The following is a 21323-nucleotide window of genomic DNA, read 5'->3' as shown; positions in this document are numbered from 1 at the left end:
GGAGGGGCGCGCTAAAATGCGAGACCGGGATTTTCGTTTTAATCGGTCGTCGTTTTGTTCGTTGCGTCTTTTATTTATTTTCGCTTGTAAATTAATAAAATCAAGCAAATGTTGCATGACGTCGATCGGTTGCGCCGGGTGGTCGTCAAAATGAAACCATATTGGCCGCAGCGCGGCGATTTACGCCGATGACGGGCGTCGTCGGACGCGTCGCGTGAAGCTCGCGCGGCTGGCAGTGCGCAGGAAGCGGCCGATGCCGCGCTTCAGAAATCGATCGCGTCGTCGGAATCGCCGTCGGCCGCGGTGGCGAGCGCTTCGCGAACCGCCGTGCGCGGCGCGGACGCCGACGCGTCAAGCGACGGGTTGCGCAGTTTCTCGAGCACGCGCTCGGGCACCGGAATCCGCATCCGCGCGGCGACGTCGCCGCACTGGAACATGATCAGCTCGCCCGGCTCGAATGCGGTCCAGACTTCGTTGTCGGTGAGCGGCTGCGTCGCGATCACCGCGACGCGATCCTCCGGCGTCGTGTATTTCGCGAAGTCGATCGACAGGTCTTCGTCGACGAGATGCGCGGTCGAGAACGGCCAGCGCCGCACGAGGTAGTGCAGCCGCGTCGAGCAGTGCGCGAAGAGCGCCTGGCCGTTCGACATCAGGAAATTGAACACGCCGTGATCGGTGATGCCGCGCGTCAGCTCGCCGACCCGCTCGAACAGTTCGGGCAGCGGCGGCTGCGCGCCGGGAAAGGCCTCGCGCAGCCCCTGCATCAGCACGCAGAACGCCTGCTCGCTGTCGGTCGTGCCGACCGGATGGTAGACGCTGCTGTCCATGTCCGGCGCGTAGTCCTGCAGATCGCCGTTATGCGCGAAGATCCAGTGCCGGCCCCACAGCTCGCGCATGAACGGATGGCTGTTCTCGAGCAGGATGTGCCCTTGCGTCGCCTTGCGGATGTGCGCGATCGTGTTCTTGGATTTGATCGGGTAGCGCTTCACCATTTCGGCGATCGGCGACGTGGCCGATGCCTGGTGATCGATGAAGAGACGGCAGGCCTTGTCTTCGAAGAACGCGATGCCCCAGCCGTCGGCATGGTGATCGGTGAGCCCGCCCCGGGCCGCGAAACCTGTGAAGGAGAATGTGACGTCCGTCGGCGCGGCGCAGTTCATTCCAAGGAGTTGGCACATTTTACGTGGGGCGGCAGGCTGAAGCGGGGTAACGAACCGGGCGAACCCCGGTACAATGCGGTTTCTAGCATATCACCGAGCCCTGAGCGGTAAAAAGCGGATTCCGCTGGCCAAAGGCCCCGTGTTGCGGTTTGCCGTCAGTCGGCCCGCGCACGCGCGTTCCGGCCCCGCCGATGGCAAGCCCGTTCCTCACGACGCCTCCTATGACTGCCTCGAACGCTTCTTCCCCGGCGACGCTTTCGCTCGCCCGTCCCGACGACTGGCACCTGCACCTGCGAGACGGCGACATGCTCGCCGCCGTGCTGCCGCACACCGCCCGTCAGTTCGGCCGCGCCATCGTCATGCCGAACCTGAAGCCGCCGGTCACGACCACCGCGCAGGCGCAGGCCTATCGCGAGCGCATCCTCGCCGCGCTGCCGGCCGGGCTGACGTTCGAACCGCTGATGACGCTGTACCTGACCGACAACACGCCGCCCGACGAAATCCGCCGCGCGCGCGAGAGCGGCTTCGTGCACGGCGTGAAGCTGTACCCGGCGGGCGCGACGACGAACTCCGACCACGGCGTCACCGATCTCGCGAAATGCGCGAAGACGCTCGAGGCGATGCAGGAAACCGGCATGCCGCTGCTCGTGCACGGCGAGGTGACCGATGCGTCGATCGACCTGTTCGATCGCGAGAAGGTGTTCATCGATCGCGTGATGACGCCGCTGCGCCGCGATTTCCCGGGCCTGAAGGTCGTGTTCGAGCACATCACGACGAAGGACGCGGCCGACTACGTGCGCGATGCCGACGCGGCGCCCGGTTTGCTCGGCGCGACGATCACCGCGCATCACTTGCTGTACAACCGCAACGCACTGTTCGTCGGCGGGATTCGCCCGCATTACTACTGCTTGCCGGTGCTGAAGCGCGAGACGCATCGCGTGGCGCTGGTCGAGGCCGCGACGTCGGGCAACCCGCGCTTCTTCCTCGGCACCGACAGCGCGCCGCATGCGCGCGGCGCGAAGGAAACCGCGTGCGGCTGCGCGGGCTGCTACACGGCGCTGCACGCGCTCGAACTGTACGCGGAAGCATTCGACACGGCCGGCGCGCTCGACAAGCTGGAAGGGTTCGCGAGCTTCTTCGGCGCGGATTTCTACGGGCTGCCGCGCAGCGCCGAGACGGTCACGCTGCGTCGCGAGGCGTGGGAACTGCCGCGCGAGATCTTCGCGGGCGATACGCCGGTCGTGCCACTGCGTGGCGGCGAGACGATCGGCTGGAAACTCGCGTGACCGGCGCGCCGCCGCGTGAACCCGGCCCTGCGGCCGGTCTCGCGGCGGCGGAGTTCGCGCGGATCGACTGGTCCGCGCCGTGGCTCGCGCCTTACGCGGAGCCGGGCCGCGCGTGGCAGGCGGCCGCCCGTGCGGGCGAGGCCGCGCTGCTCGATGCGTTGAACGGCGCGTTGCGCGGCGGCGGTCGCGTCACCGGTCGTGGCAGGCCGCTGCGCTTCGTGCCGCAGGCCGAACTGCCGCCCGGCATCGCGTACGAGACCCATATTGCGACCACCGGCCGCGTGCCGACCCGCCACAATCTCCACGACTTCTTCAATGCGCTCGTCTGGCTCGCGTACCCGCGCACCAAGGCCGTGCTGAATGCGCGTCAGGCCGCAGCGATCGATGCGGCGGGCGGGGTCGGCCCCGTGCGTGGCACGTTGCGCGATGCGCTGACGCTGTTCGACGAGAATGCGGCGCTGTTCGTCACGGCCGACCGCGCGCTTGCCGACGCGCTGCGCGGCTTCGACTGGCAGCGGCTGCTGGTTGCCGCTCGCGACGCGTGGGGTACGCGCTGCGAAGCGCGGCTGGTCGGCCATGCGCTGCTCGAACAACTCGTTGTACCGTACAAGTCCTGCACCGCGCACGCGTGGATCGTTGAAGTGAGCGCCGACTATTTTTCATGGCCCGACGCGCAACGGAGCGCGCATGTCGATGCGCGGATCGCCGCCGAACTCGCGACGCGCGCGCTGACGACCCGCGATTTCGCGCCGCTGCCGGTGCTCGGCGTGCCGGGCTGGTGCGCGGCGAACGCCGACGCCGCGTTCTACGACGATCCGGCCGTGTTTCGCAGCGGCCGCCGCTCGCGCGCTGCCGACGGCGGCGCGCAGTGCTAAAATGCGCGTCGCAAAGCAGGCCAGGCAGTCGCGGCCTCGCCGCCTTCGGGCGCGCGGGGGCGAGGAAAGTCCGGACTCCACAGGGCAGGGTGATGGCTAACGGCCATCCGTGGCGACACGCGGAACAGGGCAACAGAAAGCAAACCGCCGATGGCCCGGCGCAAGCCGGGATCAGGTAAGGGTGAAACGGTGCGGTAAGAGCGCACCGCGGCGACGGCGACGTTCGCCGGCACGGTAACCTCCACCCGGAGCAATTCCAAGTAGGCAGGCGCGCATTTTCGGATGCAGGACGGGGCCCCCGTCTCGTCTGCGGGTAGGAAGCTTGAGCGCGTCAGCAATGGCGCGCCTAGAGGAATGGCTGCCACGCGCGGCGCGCTTCGGCGCGCGGCGTGCACAGAATCCGGCTTATCGGCCTGCTTTGCCGTTCGAATACGAAAGGGCCGGCGTCTCCCAGCGGAGCGCCGGCCCTTTTTTCATGCGTTCGCCGTGCGCTCAGGCGGCGACGATGTCGAACGAATGCGTGAGTTCGGCCGTCTTCGCGATCATGATCGACGCGGAGCAGTACTTGTCGTGCGACAGGTTGATCGCGCGCTCGACCGTGGCCGGATTCAGATTGCGGCCAGTGACCGTGAAGTGGAAGTGCACCTTCGTGAACACCTTCGGATCTTCGCTCGCGCGCTCGGCCTTCAGCGTGACCGAGCAGCCGCTCACTTCCTGGCGGCTCTTCTTCAGGATCAGCACGACGTCATAGGCCGTGCAGCCGCCGGTGCCGAGCAGCACCATTTCCATCGGACGCGGCGCGAGATTGTGGCCGCCGCCTTCGGGCGCGCCGTCCATCGTGACGAGATGCCCGCTGCCGGTCTCGGCGGAAAACGCCATGCCGTCCTGGCCCATCCAGCTTACTTTGCATTCCATGCTTGCACTCCAGCGTTGCCTGATTCGGATTCGATCCGGCATTGTAGCCCGCGGCGCAACGGTCGGCTGATGCGCTGCACGACGTGCAACGCCGGCGCCATGCGAGTGGAGTGCCGAGCGGCGATTTCCCTGCTGAATTTAGGGGTTTTGCTCTAGGCGGGGACGGTTTCGGGTCGTGTCTGGTGCGATTATGTGATTGATTTAAAACGATAATCCGGGTGCGTAAGTTTGCCGGTTGAAATCCTATATCGTGGGATGTAATTTCGCCATGCAAATTTTCTTGTGAAGTCCGCAGGCCATTCGTATAATGAACCTCATTGGTTGTCGCGCTGCGGCAACCTCCGAATGTCTCCTCCACCCTCCTCCTAAGGTGGATTAAGCCCGAACCAGCCGTTCGGGCTTTTTTTCGTCTCATGCAAACATCGGCGCGCGGCTTGCACGCGCCGCCGCCGTCACGCGGGCTGTCGCGCCGCCGGCTGCGAAGTCGCGTCGGGCGGCGTGCCGCGCGTGCCGGCATCGGGCGCCGGCGCATGGGCGGCCGACGCGTGGCCGTGGCCGCGCGCGCAGAAGTGGCGCACGCGTTCGCGCACCGCACGCAGGCGCGCGATGCGGTCTTCGGCATGGGCGGTCCGGGCTTCGGCGATACGCGCGTCGAGTGCGTCGAGCTTGGCTTCGCAGCCGGAGCGGGCGGCGACGGCGGGCGCCGCGGCGGCCAGCAGGGCGGCCGCGAAGAAGGGCGTAAGTCGTTGTTTCATCATGCTGATTTGTTGTTTTTCGGGTTCGGCCGGTCGGGCGCGGCAAGGTCAGGTGCCCCGCGTCGATGGGTGCCTCCCCAGGCGCTCGGTTCGCCTGGCTGGTCGGGGCACGATCGGATTTTGGCTCATTTCGGCCGTTCCGAACACGGGACGTGGATTCTCTTTGACCACGCAGCCGTATTTCCTTTATAATTCAGGGCTTTTCCGCATTCATGCCCACGGAAAAAGAACAGGGAGAGCCTGCACCGCGCCTCGAAGCGCACACAGACAAGCAGGAAGAACACATCGGGCAAAGCATTTTTTTTGGATCGATCATGAAGACGTTTTCCGCAAAAGCCCATGAGGTGACGCGCGAATGGTACGTGATTGACGCGACGGATAAGGTTCTCGGCCGTGTTGCCAGCGAAGTGGCACGCCGTCTGCGCGGCAAGCACAAGCCTGAGTTCACCCCGCACGTCGACACCGGTGATTTCATCATCATCATCAACGCGAGCAAGTTGAAGGTCACGGGCAACAAGACGCTGGACAAGAAGTACTACCGTCACTCGGGCTACCCGGGCGGTATCTATGAAACGACGTTCGGCAAGATGCAGGAACGCTTCCCGGGCCGCGCGCTCGAGAAGGCGGTCAAGGGCATGCTGCCGAAGGGCCCGCTCGGCTACGCGATGATCAAGAAGCTGAAGGTCTACGCAGAAGCGACGCATCCGCATTCGGCTCAACAGCCGAAGGCGCTCGAGATCTAAGGGGAGCCCACATGATCGGTAACTGGAACTACGGCACGGGCCGCCGCAAGAGCGCTGTCGCACGTGTCTTCATCAAGGCTGGCAAGGGCGACATCATCGTCAACGGCAAGCCCATCGCTGACTACTTCTCGCGCGAAACGTCGCTGATGATCGTGCGTCAGCCGCTGGAACTCACGAACCACGGCCAGACGTTCGACATCAAGGTGAACGTCAATGGCGGCGGCGAAACGGGTCAGGCAGGTGCAGTGCGCCACGGCATCACCCGTGCACTGATCGACTACGATGCGACGCTGAAGCCGTCGCTGTCGAGCGCAGGCTTCGTCACGCGCGATGCGCGTGAAGTCGAGCGTAAGAAGGTCGGTCTGCGCAAGGCTCGCCGCGCAAAGCAGTTCTCGAAGCGTTAATTTCGCTTCATGGCCTCGCCGCTTTCGGGCGGCGTCCGCCGGAAAACCGCCAGCTTTCACGCTGGCGGTTTTTTTATGCCCGCTTCCGGGCCGCTGCGGCGCCCGCCTGCGCGGGCGCCCTTGATGAAATCGACAAGAACCTGTTGATTTCATGGACTTCAGCACGATCTTCTGATCGGCCCTACAATAGCGGCTAAAGCTTTTTGGAGAGTTCGAATGAACGCTGTTACCGAATCCGCAGCAACGACGACCGATATGCCGCTGCCGTTCGTCTTCACCGACGCCGCGGCCGACAAGGTCAAGCAATTGATCGACGAAGAGGGCAATCCCGACCTGAAGCTGCGCGTGTTCGTGCAGGGTGGCGGCTGCTCCGGCTTCCAGTATGGCTTCACGTTCGACGAGGAAGTCAACGAGGACGACACCGTGATGAACAAGAACGGCGTCCAGCTCCTGATCGACTCGATGAGCTACCAGTACCTGGTCGGCGCCGAGATCGACTACAAGGACGACCTCAACGGCGCCCAGTTCGTGATCAAGAATCCGAACGCAACCACCACCTGCGGGTGCGGTTCGTCGTTCTCGGTCTGAGCGCACGCCGGATCCGCGCCGGTTCGCCGGCATGAAAAACGGGGCTTGATGCCCCGTTTTTCATGCGCGCTCACCTTGCAGCGATCGCCGCGCAGCGGTTATCGCTTCAGCGCGGATAAAGCGCGCCGAGCACGCGCTCGCCGGCGGCGCCCGTCACGCTCGCGAGATTGCCGGGCTGGCGCGCGGTGAAGCGGTACGCGAGCCACGCGAACGCGAGCGCTTCGACCTGCTGCGGCGGTACGCCGAGCGCGGCCGTCGTATCGACGGTGGCCGGCACGCCGGCCTCGTGTAGCGCGTGCCGGAGCGCGTCGAGCAGCACCGGATTACGTGCGCCGCCGCCGCATACGAAGACGGCCTTGCAGCCCGGCGCGTGCTGCGCGATTTCGCGCGCCACCGACACCGCGGTGAGCGCGGTGAGCGTCGCCTGCACATCCTCCGGCGCAACCTGCGGGAACGCGGCGAGCTTCGCATCGAGCCATGCGGGATTGAACAGGTCGCGTCCGGTGCTTTTCGGCGGCGGCGCGGTGAAATACGGTTCGTCGAGCAACGCGTCGAGCAGCGGCGCGCGTACGCTGCCGCGTGCGGCGAACCTCCCGCCGTCGTCGTACGGCTTGCCCAGATGGCGGGTCGCCCACGCATCGATCAGCGCATTCGCGGGGCCGCAGTCGAAGCCGCGCACTTCGCCGCCCGCGTCGGGCAGGATCGTGATGTTGCTGATCCCGCCGAGATTGCAGACGACGCGCGTTTCGCCCGGCGCGCCGAACACCGTCGCATGGAAGGCAGGTGCGAGCGGCGCGCCGTGGCCGCCCGCGGCCACATCGCGGCTGCGGAAATCGGCGATCACGTCGATCTGGGTCAGCTCGGCGAGCAGCGCCGGATTGTTGAGCTGGCGCGTATAGCCGCGCTCGGGGCGATGGCGCACCGTCTGGCCGTGCACGCCGATCGCGCGGATTTCGTCGCGCGACAGCCCGGCCGTACGCTGCAATTCATGGCAGCACACCGCATAGCGCGTGACGAGCGCATTCGCCGCGAGCGATTCGCGGTCGATCTCGTTGTCGCCGGGCTGCTGCAGCGCGAACAGCGCGTCGCGCAGCGATTGCGCGAAGCCGACGAACGCTTCCGCGAGCACGGCCGGCGCGCGGCCGGCCTCGAAACGCACGGCGACGCCGTCGACGCCGTCCATGCTGGTTCCCGACATCAGCCCGAAGTAGATGCCGTCTGCCGGATGGGCATTCTGCGGCGGTCGTTGCGGCACGTTGGGTTCTCCTGGATCGTGCGGCGCGGGCCGGTGCCGCGCGCCTTGCGCCCGATTATCCGCGCAACCTGACGCGTCGTTAAGCGATGCGCGCGCAAGTTATGGGAAAATCCCTGTTTTTGCGACATTCTTCCCGGCACCGATGAGCACCGAACCCAGTTCCAAGCCCGTTTTCCCGATCACCGACGAAGTCCGGCATGCGCTCGCCGTCACGAAGCGCGGCGTCGACGAGCTGCTGATCGAGGAAGAGTTCGCGCAGAAGCTCGCGCGCAGCGCAGCCACGGGCACGCCGCTGCGCATCAAGCTCGGCCTCGACCCGACCGCGCCGGACATCCACATCGGCCATACGGTCGTGCTGAACAAGATGCGCCAGCTGCAGGACCTCGGCCACACGGTGATCTTCCTGATCGGCGATTTCACGTCGCTGATCGGCGATCCGTCGGGCCGCAACGCGACGCGCCCGCCGCTCACGCGCGAGCAGATCGAATCGAACGCGAAGACCTACTTCGAGCAGGCTGCGCTCGTGCTCGATCGCGACAAGACCGAGATCCGCTACAACAGCGAATGGTCGATGCCGCTCGGCGCGGACGGGATGATCAAGCTCGCGTCGCGCTACACGGTCGCGCGGATCCTCGAGCGCGAGGATTTCACGAAGCGCTTCCAGGGCGGCGTGCCGATCTCGATCCACGAATTCCTGTACCCGCTGATGCAGGGCTACGATTCGGTCGCGCTGAACGCCGATCTCGAACTCGGCGGCACCGACCAGAAATTCAACCTGCTGGTCGGCCGCGAACTGCAGAAGCAGTACGGCCAGGAACAGCAGTGCATCCTGACGATGCCGCTGCTCGAAGGCCTCGACGGCGTCGAGAAGATGTCGAAGTCGAAGGGCAACTACGTCGGCATCAGCGAGAAGCCGACCGACATGTTCGGCAAGCTGATGAGCATCTCGGACACGCTGATGTGGCGTTACTTCGAACTGCTGTCGTTCCGCAGCATGGAAGAAATCGCCGGCTTCAAGCGCGACGCCGAAGGCGGCCGCAACCCGCGCGACTTCAAGGTGCTGCTCGCGCAGGAAATCGTCGCGCGCTTTCACTCGCAGGCCGACGCCGAGCGCGCACTCGAGGACTTCAACCACCGCGCGAAGGGCGGCGTGCCGGACGACATTCCGTCGGTCACGCTGGCCGGCGCGCCGCTGGCGATCGGTCAGTTGCTGAAGCAGGCCGGCCTCGTGCCGTCGACGAGCGAAGCGCTGCGCAACATCGAGCAGGGCGGCGTGAAGATCGACGGCGCGACCGTGTCCGACAAGGGCCTGAAGGTCGAGGCCGGCGAGTTCGTCGTGCAGGTCGGCAAGCGCCGCTTCGCGCGCGTCACGCTGACCGCATGATCGCGCTGATCCAGCGCGTGAAGCGCGCCGACGTACGCGTCGGCGAGCGCACGACGGGCGAGATCGGCGCGGGCCTGCTCGCGCTCGTCTGTGCGGAGCGCGGCGATACCGAGGGCGCGGCCGACAAGCTGCTCGCGAAGCTGCTCGGCTATCGTGTGTTCAGCGACGCGGCGGGCAAGATGAACCTGGTGTCGAACATCGACGGCGAAGGCCGTGCAGGCGGCCTGCTGCTCGTGTCGCAGTTCACGCTCGCGGCCGATACCAACAGCGGGCTGCGGCCGAGCTTCACGCCGGCCGCGCCGCCCGACGAAGGCGCGCGGCTGTTCGACTATTTCGTCGCGGCCGCGCGGGCGCGCCATCCCGTCGTCGAGACGGGCGAGTTCGGCGCCGACATGCAGGTGTCGCTCGTCAACGACGGCCCCGTGACGTTCTGGCTGCAAGTGCGGCCCTGATTCTTCCCCGGAGGCGCGCCGCGATGGCCACCACGCAGATTCTTTTCATCCGCCATGGCGAGACGGCCTGGAACCGCATCAAGCGCATCCAGGGGCATATCGACATCCCGCTGGCCGACACGGGGCTCGCGCAGGCGCAGCGGCTGGCGGCCCGGCTCGGGCGCGAGGCGCGCGACGGCGCGCGGATCGACGCGGTGTATTCGAGCGACCTGATGCGCGCGCAACAGACCGCACAGCCGTTCGCCGATGCGCTCGGGCTGCCGCTGCTGCTGCGCGAAGGATTGCGCGAACGTTCGTACGGCGCATTCCAGGGGCACGACAGCACCGAGATCGAAGCGTTGTTTCCGGACGCGTATGCGGCCTGGCAGACACGCGATCCGGGCTTCGCGCCGGAAGGCGGCGAGTCGCAGCGCGAGTTCTATCACCGCGTGCTGCATGCGCTCGAACCGATCGTCGCTGCGCATCCGGGCGGCCGGATCGCGTGCGTCGCGCACGGCGGCGTGCTCGATTGCGTGTATCGCTTCGCGAACGGGATCGAGTTGTCGGCGCCGCGTACCTATCAGTTGCTCAACACCAGCATCAACGTCGTCGATTACGTGGATGGCCGCGCGCAGGTCGTGCGGTGGGCCGACGTGTCGCATCTCGAAGCCGCGAGCGACGACGACGGATACCGCAAGGTGCTCTGAGCATGCCCCCCGTCCGGCATGGCCGGCCCGGGGTTCCGTTGCCTTGCTTCGCGCGTGACGCTTACTGCGGCAGCCCGTGGCGCGTCTTGTAGTCGAGTGCGTACGCGATCTTGCCGGGTTTGTCGGCCGTGATCGGCTGGCGCAGCTTGTCGAATTCCCCCTTGCTGTATTTCTTCCCGCCGTTGATCGCATCGGCGCGCCCGAGGTCGGCGCCCGTCTTGCCGTCGATCACGGGGTCCGTGGCCGCGACCATTCGCGTCGACGCATTCCAGACCGCATTCAGGTAGCCCGTGTCGGCCTTCGCCGGATCGGGATCGGTCGTGCCGGGCCGCGTCAGGTCGTAGCCGGCCAGCGCGAACGTGCCCGGCTGCGCGCGCAACCAGTCGGCCCAGTAGAACTCGAGGTAGTCGGTCGCTTGTGCGGGTTTGCTGTAGCCGATATCGCGCGTGAAATAGACGAGCGAGCGGTATCGGTCGTTCGTCATGCCGAGCGTCAGGCCGAGGCCGGTCGGCAACTGCGCGGTCGTGATCGGCTGGCCTTCGCCGTTCTTCAGGCGCAGATAGCCGCGGCTCTGCATCTGCTGCCAGAACGCGTCGCCCGAATAATCGGCGAGGTTGTCCTTGACGACGACGTGCACGTGCAGCGCCGGGCCGCCGTCGGGCGTTTCGTAATAGGTCGACAGCCCATGATGGCCGTCGGTCAGGTACAGCGTGTCGCCGTTGGGGCCGATCACGACGGGGTTCAGCACCGAGCGGTCGCGGGCGTTCGCGTCGGTCGTCGCGCACGTGTAGCTCGCCGGCTCGCGCAGCGACGATTTGGCCGTGTAGCCGCTCGATGCGACGCCGCCGAGGCCTTCGTCCGCGCAGAAGTCGTCGAATTTCTTGTCGGGCTGCAGTTCGTAGCGGCCGAGCTTGTAGTAAATCTGGTCGTAGCCGATCGCACCCTGCGTCGGATGGAGGTCGCCGAGCGTGACGTCGATCAGGTCGCCGACGCGGGCAGCCCTCCATTTGCCCGGCTGCGGCGTGGTGGTGGCGGGCGGCGTGGGAGCCGGCGTCGTCGTGCCGCTGGACGGCGGCTGCGCGTTCGTGCGCGCGACGGCGGCGACATCGTCGCCTCCGCACGCGGCGAGGGCGAAGACGGTGGACAGGCTGGCGGCAAGGGCGAAACGGATCGGCAGGCGTGGCATCGCGGGCATCGGGCGTCGGTCGGGTGGGCGGGACACCGCACGGGTCACGGACACGCGTGACGAGCACGAGGTGCGACCATGCGTGGGTGCAAGCCCGTCAGCTTGTCACGGCTATTTGACAGTAAATTGAAATGATCGGAAGAAGCGGATCGTCAGGCAGGCGGAGTGCCGTCGGATGGAGCGGCCGTCGCGCGGCGGCGCGCACGCTTCGACGCGCCGTTCACGAGCGCCCAGCGCAGCACGGGCGCGATGGCGCGTATGCCGGGTCGAACCACCGCACGCCGTAACGGCGCGAACGTCGACACGCCGAGCATGCGCTGCGCCCACGGCGGCAACAGGTCGATCCCGGCATGCATCACCAGCGACGCGGCAGGCCGCAGCGTGGGCTTCGCGATCGGCACGTTCAGCAGGATGGACATGACCTCGAAGGTACGCGGCCCGGCGTCGAGTTCGGGCAGCATGCGCGCGAGATAAGCGGCCACCTCGGCACGCGAACGCGGAATCTCGCGGGCGCCGAGCAGCTCGGCGATCAGCGCCGTCTCCGCGTAATAGCGGTCCTGCAGTTCGCCCGGCAGCGCGGGATTCACGTAACGCAGATGCGCGGCGAGGAAGCTCGACACTTCCGCGACATGTACCCAGGTGAGCAACGCTGGGTCGTCGGCGCGGTACGGCCGGCCGTCGGGCGCGGTACCTGATATGCGCGTGTGGATCGTTTTCACGCGCTCGATCAGCGTGAGCGCGTCCGCGCGGCTGCCGAACGTCGTACCCGTGATGAACGTGGCGGTGCGCCGCAAGCGGCCGAAGATGTCGGTGCGGAACGACGAATGATCCCAGACGCCCGCGAGCGCGAGCGGGTGGAGCGCCTGCAGCAGCAGTGCGGCGATGCCGCCCGTCATCATCGACGTGAAATCGGCATGCACGCGCCAGCAGACGGCGTCGGGGCCGAACAGCCCCGGGTCTCCGGGCGGTGAGGAGAGATCGATCGACGGGCCGCCGCCGCCGGCCGTCAGGTGCGTGATACCGGCCACGAGCCGCTTGCGGATCGGCTCGGCCCAGCGTGGGCCCGGCACGGGTGCGGTGGGGTGGCGGCTGGGCGGCGTCGTCATGGCGGGTGCGGCGCGGCGACGGATTACTTCCCGTCGGGGGTATCCCACGCGTCGTGCTCGGTGATGCGGCGCGCATCGGGTACCGACAGCCCGAAGTGGCGATACGTGAGCAGCGTCGCGACGCGGCCGCGCGGCGTGCGCTGCAGGAAGCCCTGCTGGATCAGGTACGGTTCGAGCACGTCCTCGATCGTGTCGCGCTCCTCGCCGATCGCGGCCGCGAGATTGTCGATCCCCACCGGGCCGCCGTCGAACTTGTACAGGATCGCTTCGAGCAGCTTGCGGTCCATCAGGTCGAAGCCGACGGGATCGACGTCGAGCATCGCGAGCGCGGCATCGGCAACGGCTGCGGTGATCTGGCCGTCGGCCTTCACTTCCGCGAAGTCGCGCACGCGGCGCAGCAGACGGTTCGCGATCCGGGGCGTGCCGCGCGCACGCTTCGCGATTTCCAGCGCGCCGTTCGGGTCGATCTGCGCATTCAGCAGCGACGCCGAGCGCCGCACGATGCGAGACAGTTGATCGGCGTCGTAGAACTCGAGGCGCGCGACGATCCCGAAACGATCGCGCAGCGGGTTGGTCAGCATCCCCGCGCGGGTGGTCGCGCCGACCAGCGTGAACGGCTGCAGGTCGAGCTTCACGCTGCGCGCCGCCGGCCCTTCGCCGATCATGATGTCGATCTGGTAATCCTCGAGCGCCGGATACAGGATTTCCTCGACGACCGGCGACAGCCGGTGGATCTCGTCGATGAACAGCACGTCGTTCGCCTCGAGGTTCGTCAGCAGCGCGGCGAGATCGCCCGCGCGCTCGAGCACGGGGCCCGACGTCTGGCGCAGGTTCACGCCCATCTCGCGCGCAATGATGTGCGCGAGCGTCGTCTTGCCGAGCCCCGGCGGCCCGAACAGCAGCACGTGATCGAGCGGCTCGGAGCGGCGCTTCGCGGCTTCGATGAAGATCTCGAGCTGGCCGCGCACCTTTTCCTGGCCGACGTAGTCGTCGAGCTGGCGCGGCCGCAATGCACGTTCGAACACCTCCTCGTGCGACGAGGCAGGCGTGGCGGCGATGATCCGCTGCTCGGTGGCGAGTTTGTCGGTTTCAATCATGCGGCCATTGTACCGCGCGACGACGCGCGGACCACCTGGCCGAACGGCCGACTGGCGAGCGCCGCGCGGCGGCGCGACACTGGCTTCGACGGCCGGAGCGACCGCGCGTTACGCCTTCGACAGCGCCTTCAGCGCGAGCTTGATGCCTTCGGACACGCCGGTGCCGGCCGGCACGTTCTTGATCGCGGCAAGGCCTTCCTTCTCGGAGTAGCCGAGCGCCAGCAGCGCGTTGAGGATATCGGTCGCGTGGTCGGACGGCGACGCGGCCCCGGCGAGCGCGCCGAGGTCGGCGCCGAGCTTGCCCTTCAGTTCGAGCAGCAGGCGCTCGGCGGTCTTCTTGCCGATGCCGGGCAGGCGCGTGAGGCGGGCGGCGTCCTGCATCGTCACCGCTTGCGCGAGTTCCTGCACGCTCATGCCGGACAGCACGGCGAGCGCCATGCGCGCGCCGATGCCGGTGATCTTCAGCAGCTCGCGGAAGGTCGTGCGCTCCTGCGGCGTCAGGAAGCCGTACAGCAGGTGGGCGTCCTCGCGGACGATCTGCTGCGTGAGCAGCACGACGCGCTCGCCCGTTTGCGGCAGGTTGTAGAAGGTGCTCATCGGCACGTCGATTTCGTAGCCGACACCGTTGCAGTCGACGAGCAGATGAGGCGGGTTCTTTTCGAGCAGGATGCCGGCGATGCGACCGATCATGGAGGACGGGATGCGAGGAAGAAAGCGCGAGTGTAGCGCACGCGCGGCGCAATGCCGATGGGGCGCGTCCGTCAGCCCGAAGCGGCGCGCGTCGCGGGCATGTCGGGCGCGGGTAGGACGGTCAAGCCGCCAACGCGGTCGAGCCGGTGTGGCCGGGCCGCGGTGCGCGGGCGGCGTCAGCCGACCAGCCTGCCGCGCCGCACGCGCAGCCCTTTCTGCGCGAGCGCCGGCGCGAGGCCGCCCAGCGTGCTGAGCGTATTGCCGCCGTGTGCGTGGCAAATCGCCATGCCGAGCGCGTCGGCTGCGTCGGAGCCCGGCTGGCCGGACAGGTTGAGCAGCCGCGTGACCATTTCCTGCATCTGCGTCTTGGTCGCGCGGCCGTAGCCGACCACGGCCTGCTTGAGCTGCAGCGCGGTGTATTCGGCGACCGGCAGCCCCCCCGCGACGAGGCCGCAGATCGCGGCGCCACGCGCCTGACCGAGCAGCAGCGTCGACTGCGGGTTCACGTTGACGAACACCTTTTCGATCGCGGCCTGGTCGGGCGCGTGTTCGCGCACGATCGTCGAGACGCCCTGGAAGATCGTGCCGAGGCGGGTGGCCAGGTCGGCCGTCGGCGTGCGGATCACGCCGCTCGTGACATAGGCGAGCCGGTGGCCGCTGACGTCGATGACGCCGAAGCCGGTGACGCGCAGGCCGGGGTCGATGCCGAGAATTCGCATGAGTGAGGAGAATGGCGTGATGCAGCGATACTACAACGAACGGTGCGGCAAGCCGGCCGCCCGGGCGGGCGCAAAGGCGCCGCGCAATAAAAAACCCGGCGGAGGGGATGCCGCCGGGTTCTCGTGCAGCGGCCGCGCGGGCCGCATGCTGCGATCAGTGACGGAAGTGGCGCACGCCCGTCAGGATCATCGCGATGCCGTGCTCGTCGGCTGCCGCGATCACTTCGTCGTCGCGCATCGAGCCGCCCGGCTGGATCACGCAAGTCGCGCCGGCCGCCACGACGACGTCGAGGCCGTCGCGGAACGGGAAGAACGCATCCGACGCGACGGCCGAGCCGGCGAGCGTCAGGCCCGCGTTCTGCGCCTTGATGCTCGCGATGCGCGCGGAATCGACGCGGCTCATCTGGCCGGCGCCGACGCCGAGCGTCATGCCGTTGCCGCAGAACACGATCGCGTTCGATTTCACGTACTTCGCGACGCGCCATGCGAACAGCAGGTCGTCCATTTCCTTCGCGCTCGGCTGGCGCTTCGTGACGACGCGCAGCTCGCTCGGCTGCACGTTCTTCGCGTCGAGCGACTGCACGAGCAGGCCGCCGCCCACGCGCTTCAGGTCGAATGCGTTGTGGCCGTCGCCAAGCGCGATCTCCAGCAGGCGCACGTTCTGCTTCGCGGCGAACACCTGCTTCGCGGCGTCGCTGAACGACGGCGCGATCAGCACTTCGACGAACTGCTTGGCCACCGCCTGCGCGGCCGCCTCGTCGACTTCGCGGTTGAACGCGATGATGCCGCCGAATGCCGACGTCGGGTCGGTCTGGAATGCCTTCGCGTACGCGTCGGCCGAATCGTTGCCGACCGCGACGCCGCACGGGTTCGCATGCTTGATGATCACGCAGGCCGGCGCGTCGAACGTCTTCACGCATTCCCACGCCGCGTCCGAATCCGCGATGTTGTTGTACGACAGTTCCTTGCCCTGCAGCTGGCGGTAGTTCGCCAGCGCGCCGGCCGGCGCCGCGAGGTCGCGGTAGAACGCCGCACTCTGGTGCGGGTTCTCGCCGTAGCGCAGGTCCTGCACCTTGTCGAACGCCATGTTCAGCGTGGCCGGGTATGCGCTGCGCGAGGCGTGCTGCAGCTCGTCGGTCAGGCTCGTCAGGTAGTTCGTGATCGCGCCGTCGTATTGCGCGGTGTGCGCGAACACCTTCGTCGCGAGACGGAAGTTGGTCGGGTAGCCGATCGTGTTGCCGTTCGCCTTCATTTCGTCGAGGACGACCGCGTAGTCGGCCGGGTCGACGACGACCGTCACGTCGCGGTGGTTCTTCGCGGCCGAGCGCAGCATCGTCGGGCCGCCGATGTCGATGTTCTCGATCGCGTCGGCGAGCGTGCAGTCGTCCTTCGCGATCGTCGCGACGAACGGATACAGGTTCACGACGAGCAGGTCGATCGTCGGGATGCCGTGCTGTTCGAGCGCCTGCATGTGCTCGGGCAGGTCGCGGCGGGCGAGGATGCCGCCGTGCACCTTCGGGTGCAGCGTCTTCACGCGCCCATCGAGCATTTCCGGGAAGCCCGTGTAATCGGCCACTTCGGTCACGGGCAGGCCGGCGTCGGCGAGGAGTTTCGCGGTGCCGCCCGTCGACAGCAGCTTGACGCCGAGGTCGGACAGCGACTTCGCGAAGTCGACGATGCCGGTCTTGTCGGAAACGGAAATGAGCGCTTGCTTGATCATGATGGAACCACCAATAGCCAGGGAAACGGGGACGGGACGGCCGCCTACAGCAGGCCGTGCTGCTGCAGCTTCTTGCGCAGCGTATTGCGATTGATGCCGAGGTACTCCGCGGCGAGCGACTGGTTGCCGCCGGCCTGTACGAGCACGACCTCGAGCATCGGCTTTTCGACGCAGGACATCACCATTTCATAGATGTCGTGCGGATTGGAGCCGTCTAGATCCCGGAAATACACGTCCAGGCTCTCGCGGACACATTGTTCGATGTTGTGCTTGCTCATGCTGCTAACTGGTTATGGTCGTCCGACTCGCCCTGGCTGTTTTCCGCTTCGTCGTCGACGTAGACGAGGTGGTCCGACAGCGCCTTTTGCGCCTCGAAGAATGCATTGACGGCGGCGAGCTGCTCGCGGGTGGAATCGAGCGTGTTCATTCGGTGCCGGAACCCGTTGGCACCGGAAAGGCCGCGAGTGTACCAGCCGATGTGCTTGCGCGCAGTACGGACGCCGGTGAATTCGCCATAGAAAGCGTAGTGGTCTTCCAGGTGTTCGTTCATCACATGCTGGATCTCGTCGATCCGCGGCGGGGGCAGCAGCTCGCCGGTTTGCAGGAAATGATCGATTTCGCGGAACAGCCACGGCCGGCCTTGCGCGGCGCGACCGATCATCAGCGCGTCGGCGCCGGTTGCGTCGAGCACGGCCTTCGCTTTCGCCGGCGACGTGATGTCGCCGTTCGCGACGACCGGAATCCGCACGGCCGCCTTCACGGCCGCGATGGTGTCGTACTCGGCGTCGCCGCGATACAGATCGGCGCGCGTGCGGCCATGCACGGTGAGCATCGAGATGCCGGCCGCTTCGGCCAGGCGCGCGACCGTGATCGCGTTCTTGTGCTCGCGGTCCCAGCCGGTGCGGATCTTCAGCGTGACGGGCACCGCATCGGGCCCCGTGCCGACCGCCGCGACGACGGCCTCGACGATCCGCTGCACGAGCGGCTCGTTCTGCAGCAGCGCGGAGCCGGCCGCGACGTTGCAGACCTTCTTCGCCGGGCAGCCCATGTTGATGTCGATGATCTGCGCGCCGTTGTCGACGTTGTAGTGGGCCGCTTCGGCCATCATCGCCGGATCGGCGCCGGCGATCTGCACCGCGATCGGTTCGACTTCGCCTTCGTGGTTCGCGCGCCGCATCGTCTTCGCGCTTTTCCACAGCTGCGCGTTGGACGCGACCATCTCGGACACGGCATAACCGGCCCCCAGCCGTTTGCACAGCTGGCGGAACGGACGATCCGTCACCCCGGCCATCGGGGCGACGAACAGGTTGTTACGCAATACGTGAGAGCCGATAACGGGCATCGCAATGGCGCCGCCCGCGGCAAGCGCGGGCAGGGGGAAGGGAAGACGGAAAGCGGGCATTTTACCGTATTCCCATGCCCCGCCGATTTGACCCGGTTTGCTGGAGGCGCTGTGCGGTGTGCCGCGCGTCAGCTACGCTGGCCGAACATCATCTGGCGCGCGATCGCCTTCTTGAGCGGCGGCACGAACTCGAGCGCGGTGAGCGCGGCGCCGCGCAGCAACGGAAGCGGGCCCGAGTCGACCGTAAACAGGCGCGCCAGCGTGTCGGTCGCGCCGATCGTGAAGCGCCGGTCGAGCGCGCGGCGCGCGTTGAAGGTCGCGAGCGCGGTCGCTTCGAAGCCTTGTGCGGACAGCGTGTCGACGAGCGTGTGCGCATCGCGCAGCCCGAGGTTGAGCCCCTGGCCTGCAACCGGGTGCAGCGTTTGCGCGGCATTGCCGACGATCGCGACGCGACCGCTGACGAGCGTCTGCGCGGCGTTCAGGCCGAGCGGGAAGGACGCGCGCCCGGCGATCGCGACGAATTCGCCCATGCGTTCGCCGAACACGCTGCCGAGCTCGCGCAGGAACGCATCGTCGGGCAGTGCGGCACGTCGCGCCGCTTCGTCGGGCGTACAGCACCAGACGAGCGAGTAATCGGCCTGACGCGGCCCGCCGAGCGGCAGCAGCGCGAGCGGGCCCTCGTGCGTGAAGCGTTCCCACGCGACGTTCGGGCGCGGCGCCGATACCGTGACCGTGCCGACGAGCGCGGTCTGTCCGTAGTCGCGGCGATGCTTGGCCGTATCGGCCTGCTGTTCGTGGAACAGCCCGCCTTCGGCATTGACGACGATACGCGCGCGCAGCGTGCGCTCGCCTTGCGGGCCGTCGAGCGTCAGCGCGACGCCGTCGGCGTCCTGCTGCGGCGCGCGCGCGGTGGTCGACGTGAGCCAGTCGACGCGCGTGCCGCGCACCGCATTCGCGAGCGCCTGCACGATCGAGCCGTAGCGCACCACGTAGCCGAGCGCGGCGAGGGCGTGCTCGTCGCGATCGATCAGCGTGCGGCCGAAATGGCCGCGCTGCGACACGTGGATATGTTCGATCGGCGTGGCGTCGGCGGGCCACGCGAGCGTGTCGAGCAGCACGCGGCTGCCGTGCGACACGACGATCGCGCGCGGATCGTTCGCGCTCGCGGCCGGGTCGCGCGCGTCGATCAGCGCGATCGATGCATGCTGCGTCGCGCTGCGGCGCGCGAGCCAGCCGGCGAGCGCGAGCCCGACGGGGCCCGCGCCGACGATGGCGAGGTCGTAATCCGGCGTGGCGGAGGGGGAAGCGGTCGTCATCAGGGTTCGTGAAACGGTGTTGGCGGTCGAAGCGGTTCAAGCGGTCCAGGCAGTCGCAGGCGGCACGCGGCCGCTCACGCGCCGTGCGCGGCGCCCTCGCGCATCAGCGCCTCGATCTCGTCGGCCGCGACCGGCACGTCGCGCGTGATCAGTTCGCAGCCGTGCTCGCGCACGATCGCGTCGTCCTCGATGCGGATGCCGATGTTCCAGTACTCGGGCGGCACGTCGTCGGCCGCGCGCACGTACAGGCCGGGCTCGACGGTGAGCGTCATGCCGGCTTTCAGCGTGCGCCACGGCAGCGCGCCGTTGGCGTCGCGCGCGGCGAGCCGCTCGCGATAGTCGCCGCAGTCGTGCACGTCCATCCCGAGCCAGTGGCCGGTGCGATGCATGTAGAAGCGCGTGTACGCGCGCTCGGCGATCACGTCGTCGACGTTCGAGAAGCGCGTTTTCGGGATGATCCCGGTGTCGAGCAGCCCCTGCGCGAGCACGCGCACGGCCGCGTCGTGCGGCGCCTCGAACGGCACGCCCGCGCGCGTCGCGTCGATCGCGGCCTGCTGCGCGGCGAGCACGATGTCGTACAGCGTGCGCTGCGCGGGCGAGAAGCGGCCGTTGGCCGGGAACGTGCGCGTGATGTCCGACGCATAGCCGTCGAGTTCGCAGGCGGCGTCGATCAGGATCAGGTCGCCGTCTCGCGCGGCCGCGTTGCCGGCCGGATAGTGCAGCACGCACGCATTCGCGCCGGCCGCGACGATCGAACCGTACGCGGGCGCCTGCGCGCCGTGCTTGCGGAACAGGTACAGCAGCTCGGCCTCGAGCTCGTATTCGCGGATGCCGGGGCGGCACACCTGCATCGCCCGGCGGTGCGCGAGCGCGGAGATGTGCGCGGCGCGCATCATGATCGCGAGTTCGTGTTCGTCCTTCACGAGCCGCATGTCGTCGAGCAGCGGCGTGAGGTCGAGCAGCGCGTCCGGCGCGGCGACGCCCGTGCGTGCCTGCGCGCGCACCGCGTCGATCCAGCCTGCGAGCTGGCGCTCGAAGTCGGCCGATGCGCCGAACCGGTAGTGCACGGTGCCCGCATCGGCGAGCAGGCGCGGCATTTCGGTGTCGATCACGTCAACCGCGAATGCCGCATCGAAGCCGAACGCGTCGCGTGCGGCGTCGGGACCGTAGTGAAAGCCTTCCCAGATCTCGCGGTCGACGTTCTTGCCGCGGCAGAACAGGATCGATTCCGGCGCCCCGTGCGGCGCGGCCGCGTTCAGCACGAGCACGGCATCCGGCTCGGTGAAGCCCGTCAGGTAATGGAAATAGCTGTCGAACCGATACGGGTAGGCCGTATCGCGGTTGCGCAGCATTTCCGGCGCGGTGGGGACGATGGCGACGCCGCCGCCCGCGGCACGCAGTGCGGCAAGCACGCGTTCGCGGCGCTGGCGGTAGACGTCGACGGCGATGGCGGTATCGAGGGGCGCATTCATCGTGCGATTGTAGCGCCGCGCGACGCGGTGCGTGAGAGTGGGGCCGCAAGCCGCTCCGGCCAAGGCCCGCGCGGCGGCTGTTGCAAACCATCCACAGGCCGGACGGGCGATTTTCTACCCGGCCGCGCGTGCCGGTTATGATCGGCGACAACGTATACTCTCGGCGGTTCCC

The 21323-nt window shown here is 67.6% G+C and carries 22 protein-coding genes and 1 other RNA gene; 9 read left to right on the top strand and 14 right to left on the bottom strand.

From position 1 onward, the window contains the following. Window positions 1-263: 263 nt before the first annotated feature. The gene (locus WT97_RS30195; protein WP_060354956.1) at window positions 264-1178 is read right to left on the bottom strand and encodes a class II glutamine amidotransferase; all 915 of its coding nucleotides are present in this window, start codon (window positions 1176-1178) and stop codon (window positions 264-266) included. A gap of 203 nt (window positions 1179-1381) precedes the next feature. Between WT97_RS30195 and pyrC the strand changes: the two genes are divergently transcribed. The 3 genes from pyrC (at window position 1382) to rnpB (ending at window position 3745) form a co-directional block, all read left to right on the top strand. Then, complete coding sequence (pyrC, locus tag WT97_RS30190) at window positions 1382-2446, top strand: dihydroorotase (RefSeq protein ID WP_059500990.1); 1065 nt, start codon at window positions 1382-1384, stop codon at window positions 2444-2446. After that, window positions 2443-3321 carry a DUF3025 domain-containing protein gene (locus WT97_RS30185; RefSeq protein ID WP_060354955.1) on the top strand — a complete coding sequence of 293 codons (879 nt, stop codon included), beginning with the start codon at window positions 2443-2445 and terminating at the stop codon, window positions 3319-3321. Before pyrC ends, WT97_RS30185 begins: the two co-directional genes overlap by 4 nt. A 12-nt stretch (window positions 3322-3333) precedes the next feature. After that, window positions 3334-3745, top strand: an RNA gene (rnpB, locus tag WT97_RS30180) — RNase P RNA component class A. A gap of 68 nt (window positions 3746-3813) precedes the next feature. Here the strand turns inward: rnpB and WT97_RS30175 are convergent. Both WT97_RS30175 and WT97_RS30170 read right to left on the bottom strand, forming a co-directional pair. After that, window positions 3814-4278, bottom strand: a complete 465-nt coding sequence (locus WT97_RS30175; RefSeq protein ID WP_074801272.1) for an OsmC family protein — start codon at window positions 4276-4278, stop codon at window positions 3814-3816. 410 nt (window positions 4279-4688) lie between these two features. Continuing rightward, window positions 4689-4994 carry a DUF1090 family protein gene (locus WT97_RS30170; RefSeq protein ID WP_060354954.1) on the bottom strand — a complete coding sequence of 102 codons (306 nt, stop codon included), beginning with the start codon at window positions 4992-4994 and terminating at the stop codon, window positions 4689-4691. Window positions 4995-5305: 311 nt separating this feature from the next. Here WT97_RS30170 and rplM point away from each other — a divergent pair, with 311 nt between their 5' ends. The 3 genes from rplM to erpA all read left to right on the top strand — a co-directional run bounded on the left by rplM (window position 5306) and on the right by erpA (window position 6726). After that, window positions 5306-5734 carry a 50S ribosomal protein L13 gene (gene rplM, locus WT97_RS30165; RefSeq protein ID WP_009687896.1) on the top strand — a complete coding sequence of 143 codons (429 nt, stop codon included), beginning with the start codon at window positions 5306-5308 and terminating at the stop codon, window positions 5732-5734. A gap of 11 nt (window positions 5735-5745) precedes the next feature. Then, window positions 5746-6138: a 30S ribosomal protein S9 gene (rpsI, locus tag WT97_RS30160; RefSeq protein WP_006476904.1), complete on the top strand. Its 393-nt coding sequence runs from the start codon at window positions 5746-5748 to the stop codon at window positions 6136-6138. Between the two features lie 216 nt (window positions 6139-6354). After that, window positions 6355-6726 (top strand): iron-sulfur cluster insertion protein ErpA, encoded by a 372-nt coding sequence (erpA, locus tag WT97_RS30155; RefSeq protein ID WP_006759918.1) that lies wholly within the window; start codon window positions 6355-6357, stop codon window positions 6724-6726. Window positions 6727-6832: 106 nt separating this feature from the next. Here the strand turns inward: erpA and WT97_RS30150 are convergent, their stop codons facing one another. Next, window positions 6833-7981, bottom strand: coding sequence for an anhydro-N-acetylmuramic acid kinase (locus WT97_RS30150; RefSeq protein ID WP_059791834.1), 1149 nt, complete (start codon window positions 7979-7981; stop codon window positions 6833-6835). Between the two features lie 142 nt (window positions 7982-8123). Here WT97_RS30150 and tyrS point away from each other — a divergent pair, with 142 nt between their 5' ends. From tyrS to WT97_RS30135, 3 genes are read left to right on the top strand one after another with little or no spacing between them, the layout of a single operon-like run. Continuing rightward, on the top strand, window positions 8124-9365 hold the full coding sequence (tyrS, locus tag WT97_RS30145; protein ID WP_059500994.1) for a tyrosine--tRNA ligase: 1242 nt from the start codon (window positions 8124-8126) through the stop codon (window positions 9363-9365). Continuing rightward, window positions 9362-9817, top strand: a complete 456-nt coding sequence (gene dtd, locus WT97_RS30140; RefSeq protein WP_060354953.1) for a D-aminoacyl-tRNA deacylase — start codon at window positions 9362-9364, stop codon at window positions 9815-9817. The genes tyrS and dtd overlap by 4 nt, the downstream gene beginning before the upstream one ends. A gap of 23 nt (window positions 9818-9840) precedes the next feature. After that, a complete protein-coding gene (locus WT97_RS30135; RefSeq protein ID WP_059500996.1) occupies window positions 9841-10503 on the top strand; it encodes a histidine phosphatase family protein in 663 nt (220 codons plus the stop codon). A 61-nt stretch (window positions 10504-10564) separates the two neighbouring features. Here WT97_RS30135 and WT97_RS30130 read toward each other — a convergent pair whose 3' ends face one another. The 10 genes from WT97_RS30130 to WT97_RS30085 all read right to left on the bottom strand — a co-directional run bounded on the left by WT97_RS30130 (window position 10565) and on the right by WT97_RS30085 (window position 21151). After that, window positions 10565-11689 (bottom strand): ParB/Srx family N-terminal domain-containing protein, encoded by a 1125-nt coding sequence (locus WT97_RS30130; RefSeq protein WP_060035447.1) that lies wholly within the window; start codon window positions 11687-11689, stop codon window positions 10565-10567. A 152-nt stretch (window positions 11690-11841) separates the two neighbouring features. Then, window positions 11842-12795 (bottom strand): oxygenase MpaB family protein, encoded by a 954-nt coding sequence (locus tag WT97_RS30125; protein ID WP_060035400.1) that lies wholly within the window; start codon window positions 12793-12795, stop codon window positions 11842-11844. Window positions 12796-12818: 23 nt separating this feature from the next. Continuing rightward, on the bottom strand, window positions 12819-13892 hold the full coding sequence (gene ruvB, locus WT97_RS30120) for a Holliday junction branch migration DNA helicase RuvB (RefSeq protein ID WP_059500998.1): 1074 nt from the start codon (window positions 13890-13892) through the stop codon (window positions 12819-12821). 108 nt (window positions 13893-14000) lie between these two features. Then, the gene (gene ruvA, locus WT97_RS30115; RefSeq protein WP_021162490.1) at window positions 14001-14582 is read right to left on the bottom strand and encodes a Holliday junction branch migration protein RuvA; all 582 of its coding nucleotides are present in this window, start codon (window positions 14580-14582) and stop codon (window positions 14001-14003) included. A gap of 176 nt (window positions 14583-14758) precedes the next feature. Beyond that, the gene (gene ruvC / locus WT97_RS30110; RefSeq protein WP_006476894.1) at window positions 14759-15301 is read right to left on the bottom strand and encodes a crossover junction endodeoxyribonuclease RuvC; all 543 of its coding nucleotides are present in this window, start codon (window positions 15299-15301) and stop codon (window positions 14759-14761) included. Window positions 15302-15455: 154 nt separating this feature from the next. Further along, complete coding sequence (gene purH, locus WT97_RS30105; RefSeq protein ID WP_059500999.1) at window positions 15456-17021, bottom strand: bifunctional phosphoribosylaminoimidazolecarboxamide formyltransferase/IMP cyclohydrolase; 1566 nt, start codon at window positions 17019-17021, stop codon at window positions 15456-15458. Window positions 17022-17065: 44 nt separating this feature from the next. Beyond that, window positions 17066-17299, bottom strand: coding sequence for a Fis family transcriptional regulator (locus tag WT97_RS30100; RefSeq protein ID WP_060354952.1), 234 nt, complete (start codon window positions 17297-17299; stop codon window positions 17066-17068). After that, window positions 17296-18363 carry a tRNA dihydrouridine synthase DusB gene (dusB, locus tag WT97_RS30095; RefSeq protein WP_060354951.1) on the bottom strand — a complete coding sequence of 356 codons (1068 nt, stop codon included), beginning with the start codon at window positions 18361-18363 and terminating at the stop codon, window positions 17296-17298. The genes WT97_RS30100 and dusB overlap by 4 nt, the downstream gene beginning before the upstream one ends. Window positions 18364-18491: 128 nt before the next feature. Beyond that, window positions 18492-19679 (bottom strand): UbiH/UbiF/VisC/COQ6 family ubiquinone biosynthesis hydroxylase, encoded by a 1188-nt coding sequence (locus WT97_RS30090; RefSeq protein ID WP_060354950.1) that lies wholly within the window; start codon window positions 19677-19679, stop codon window positions 18492-18494. 74 nt (window positions 19680-19753) lie between these two features. Next, complete coding sequence (locus WT97_RS30085; RefSeq protein WP_059791826.1) at window positions 19754-21151, bottom strand: aminopeptidase P N-terminal domain-containing protein; 1398 nt, start codon at window positions 21149-21151, stop codon at window positions 19754-19756. Window positions 21152-21323: the final 172 nt, after the last annotated feature.

The organism is Burkholderia sp. MSMB1459WGS (genome assembly GCF_001534535.1).
GTDB lineage: Bacteria > Pseudomonadota > Gammaproteobacteria > Burkholderiales > Burkholderiaceae > Burkholderia.
Note: the sequence above shows the minus strand (reverse complement) of the source record. Positions and strands in the feature narration are given on the sequence as shown.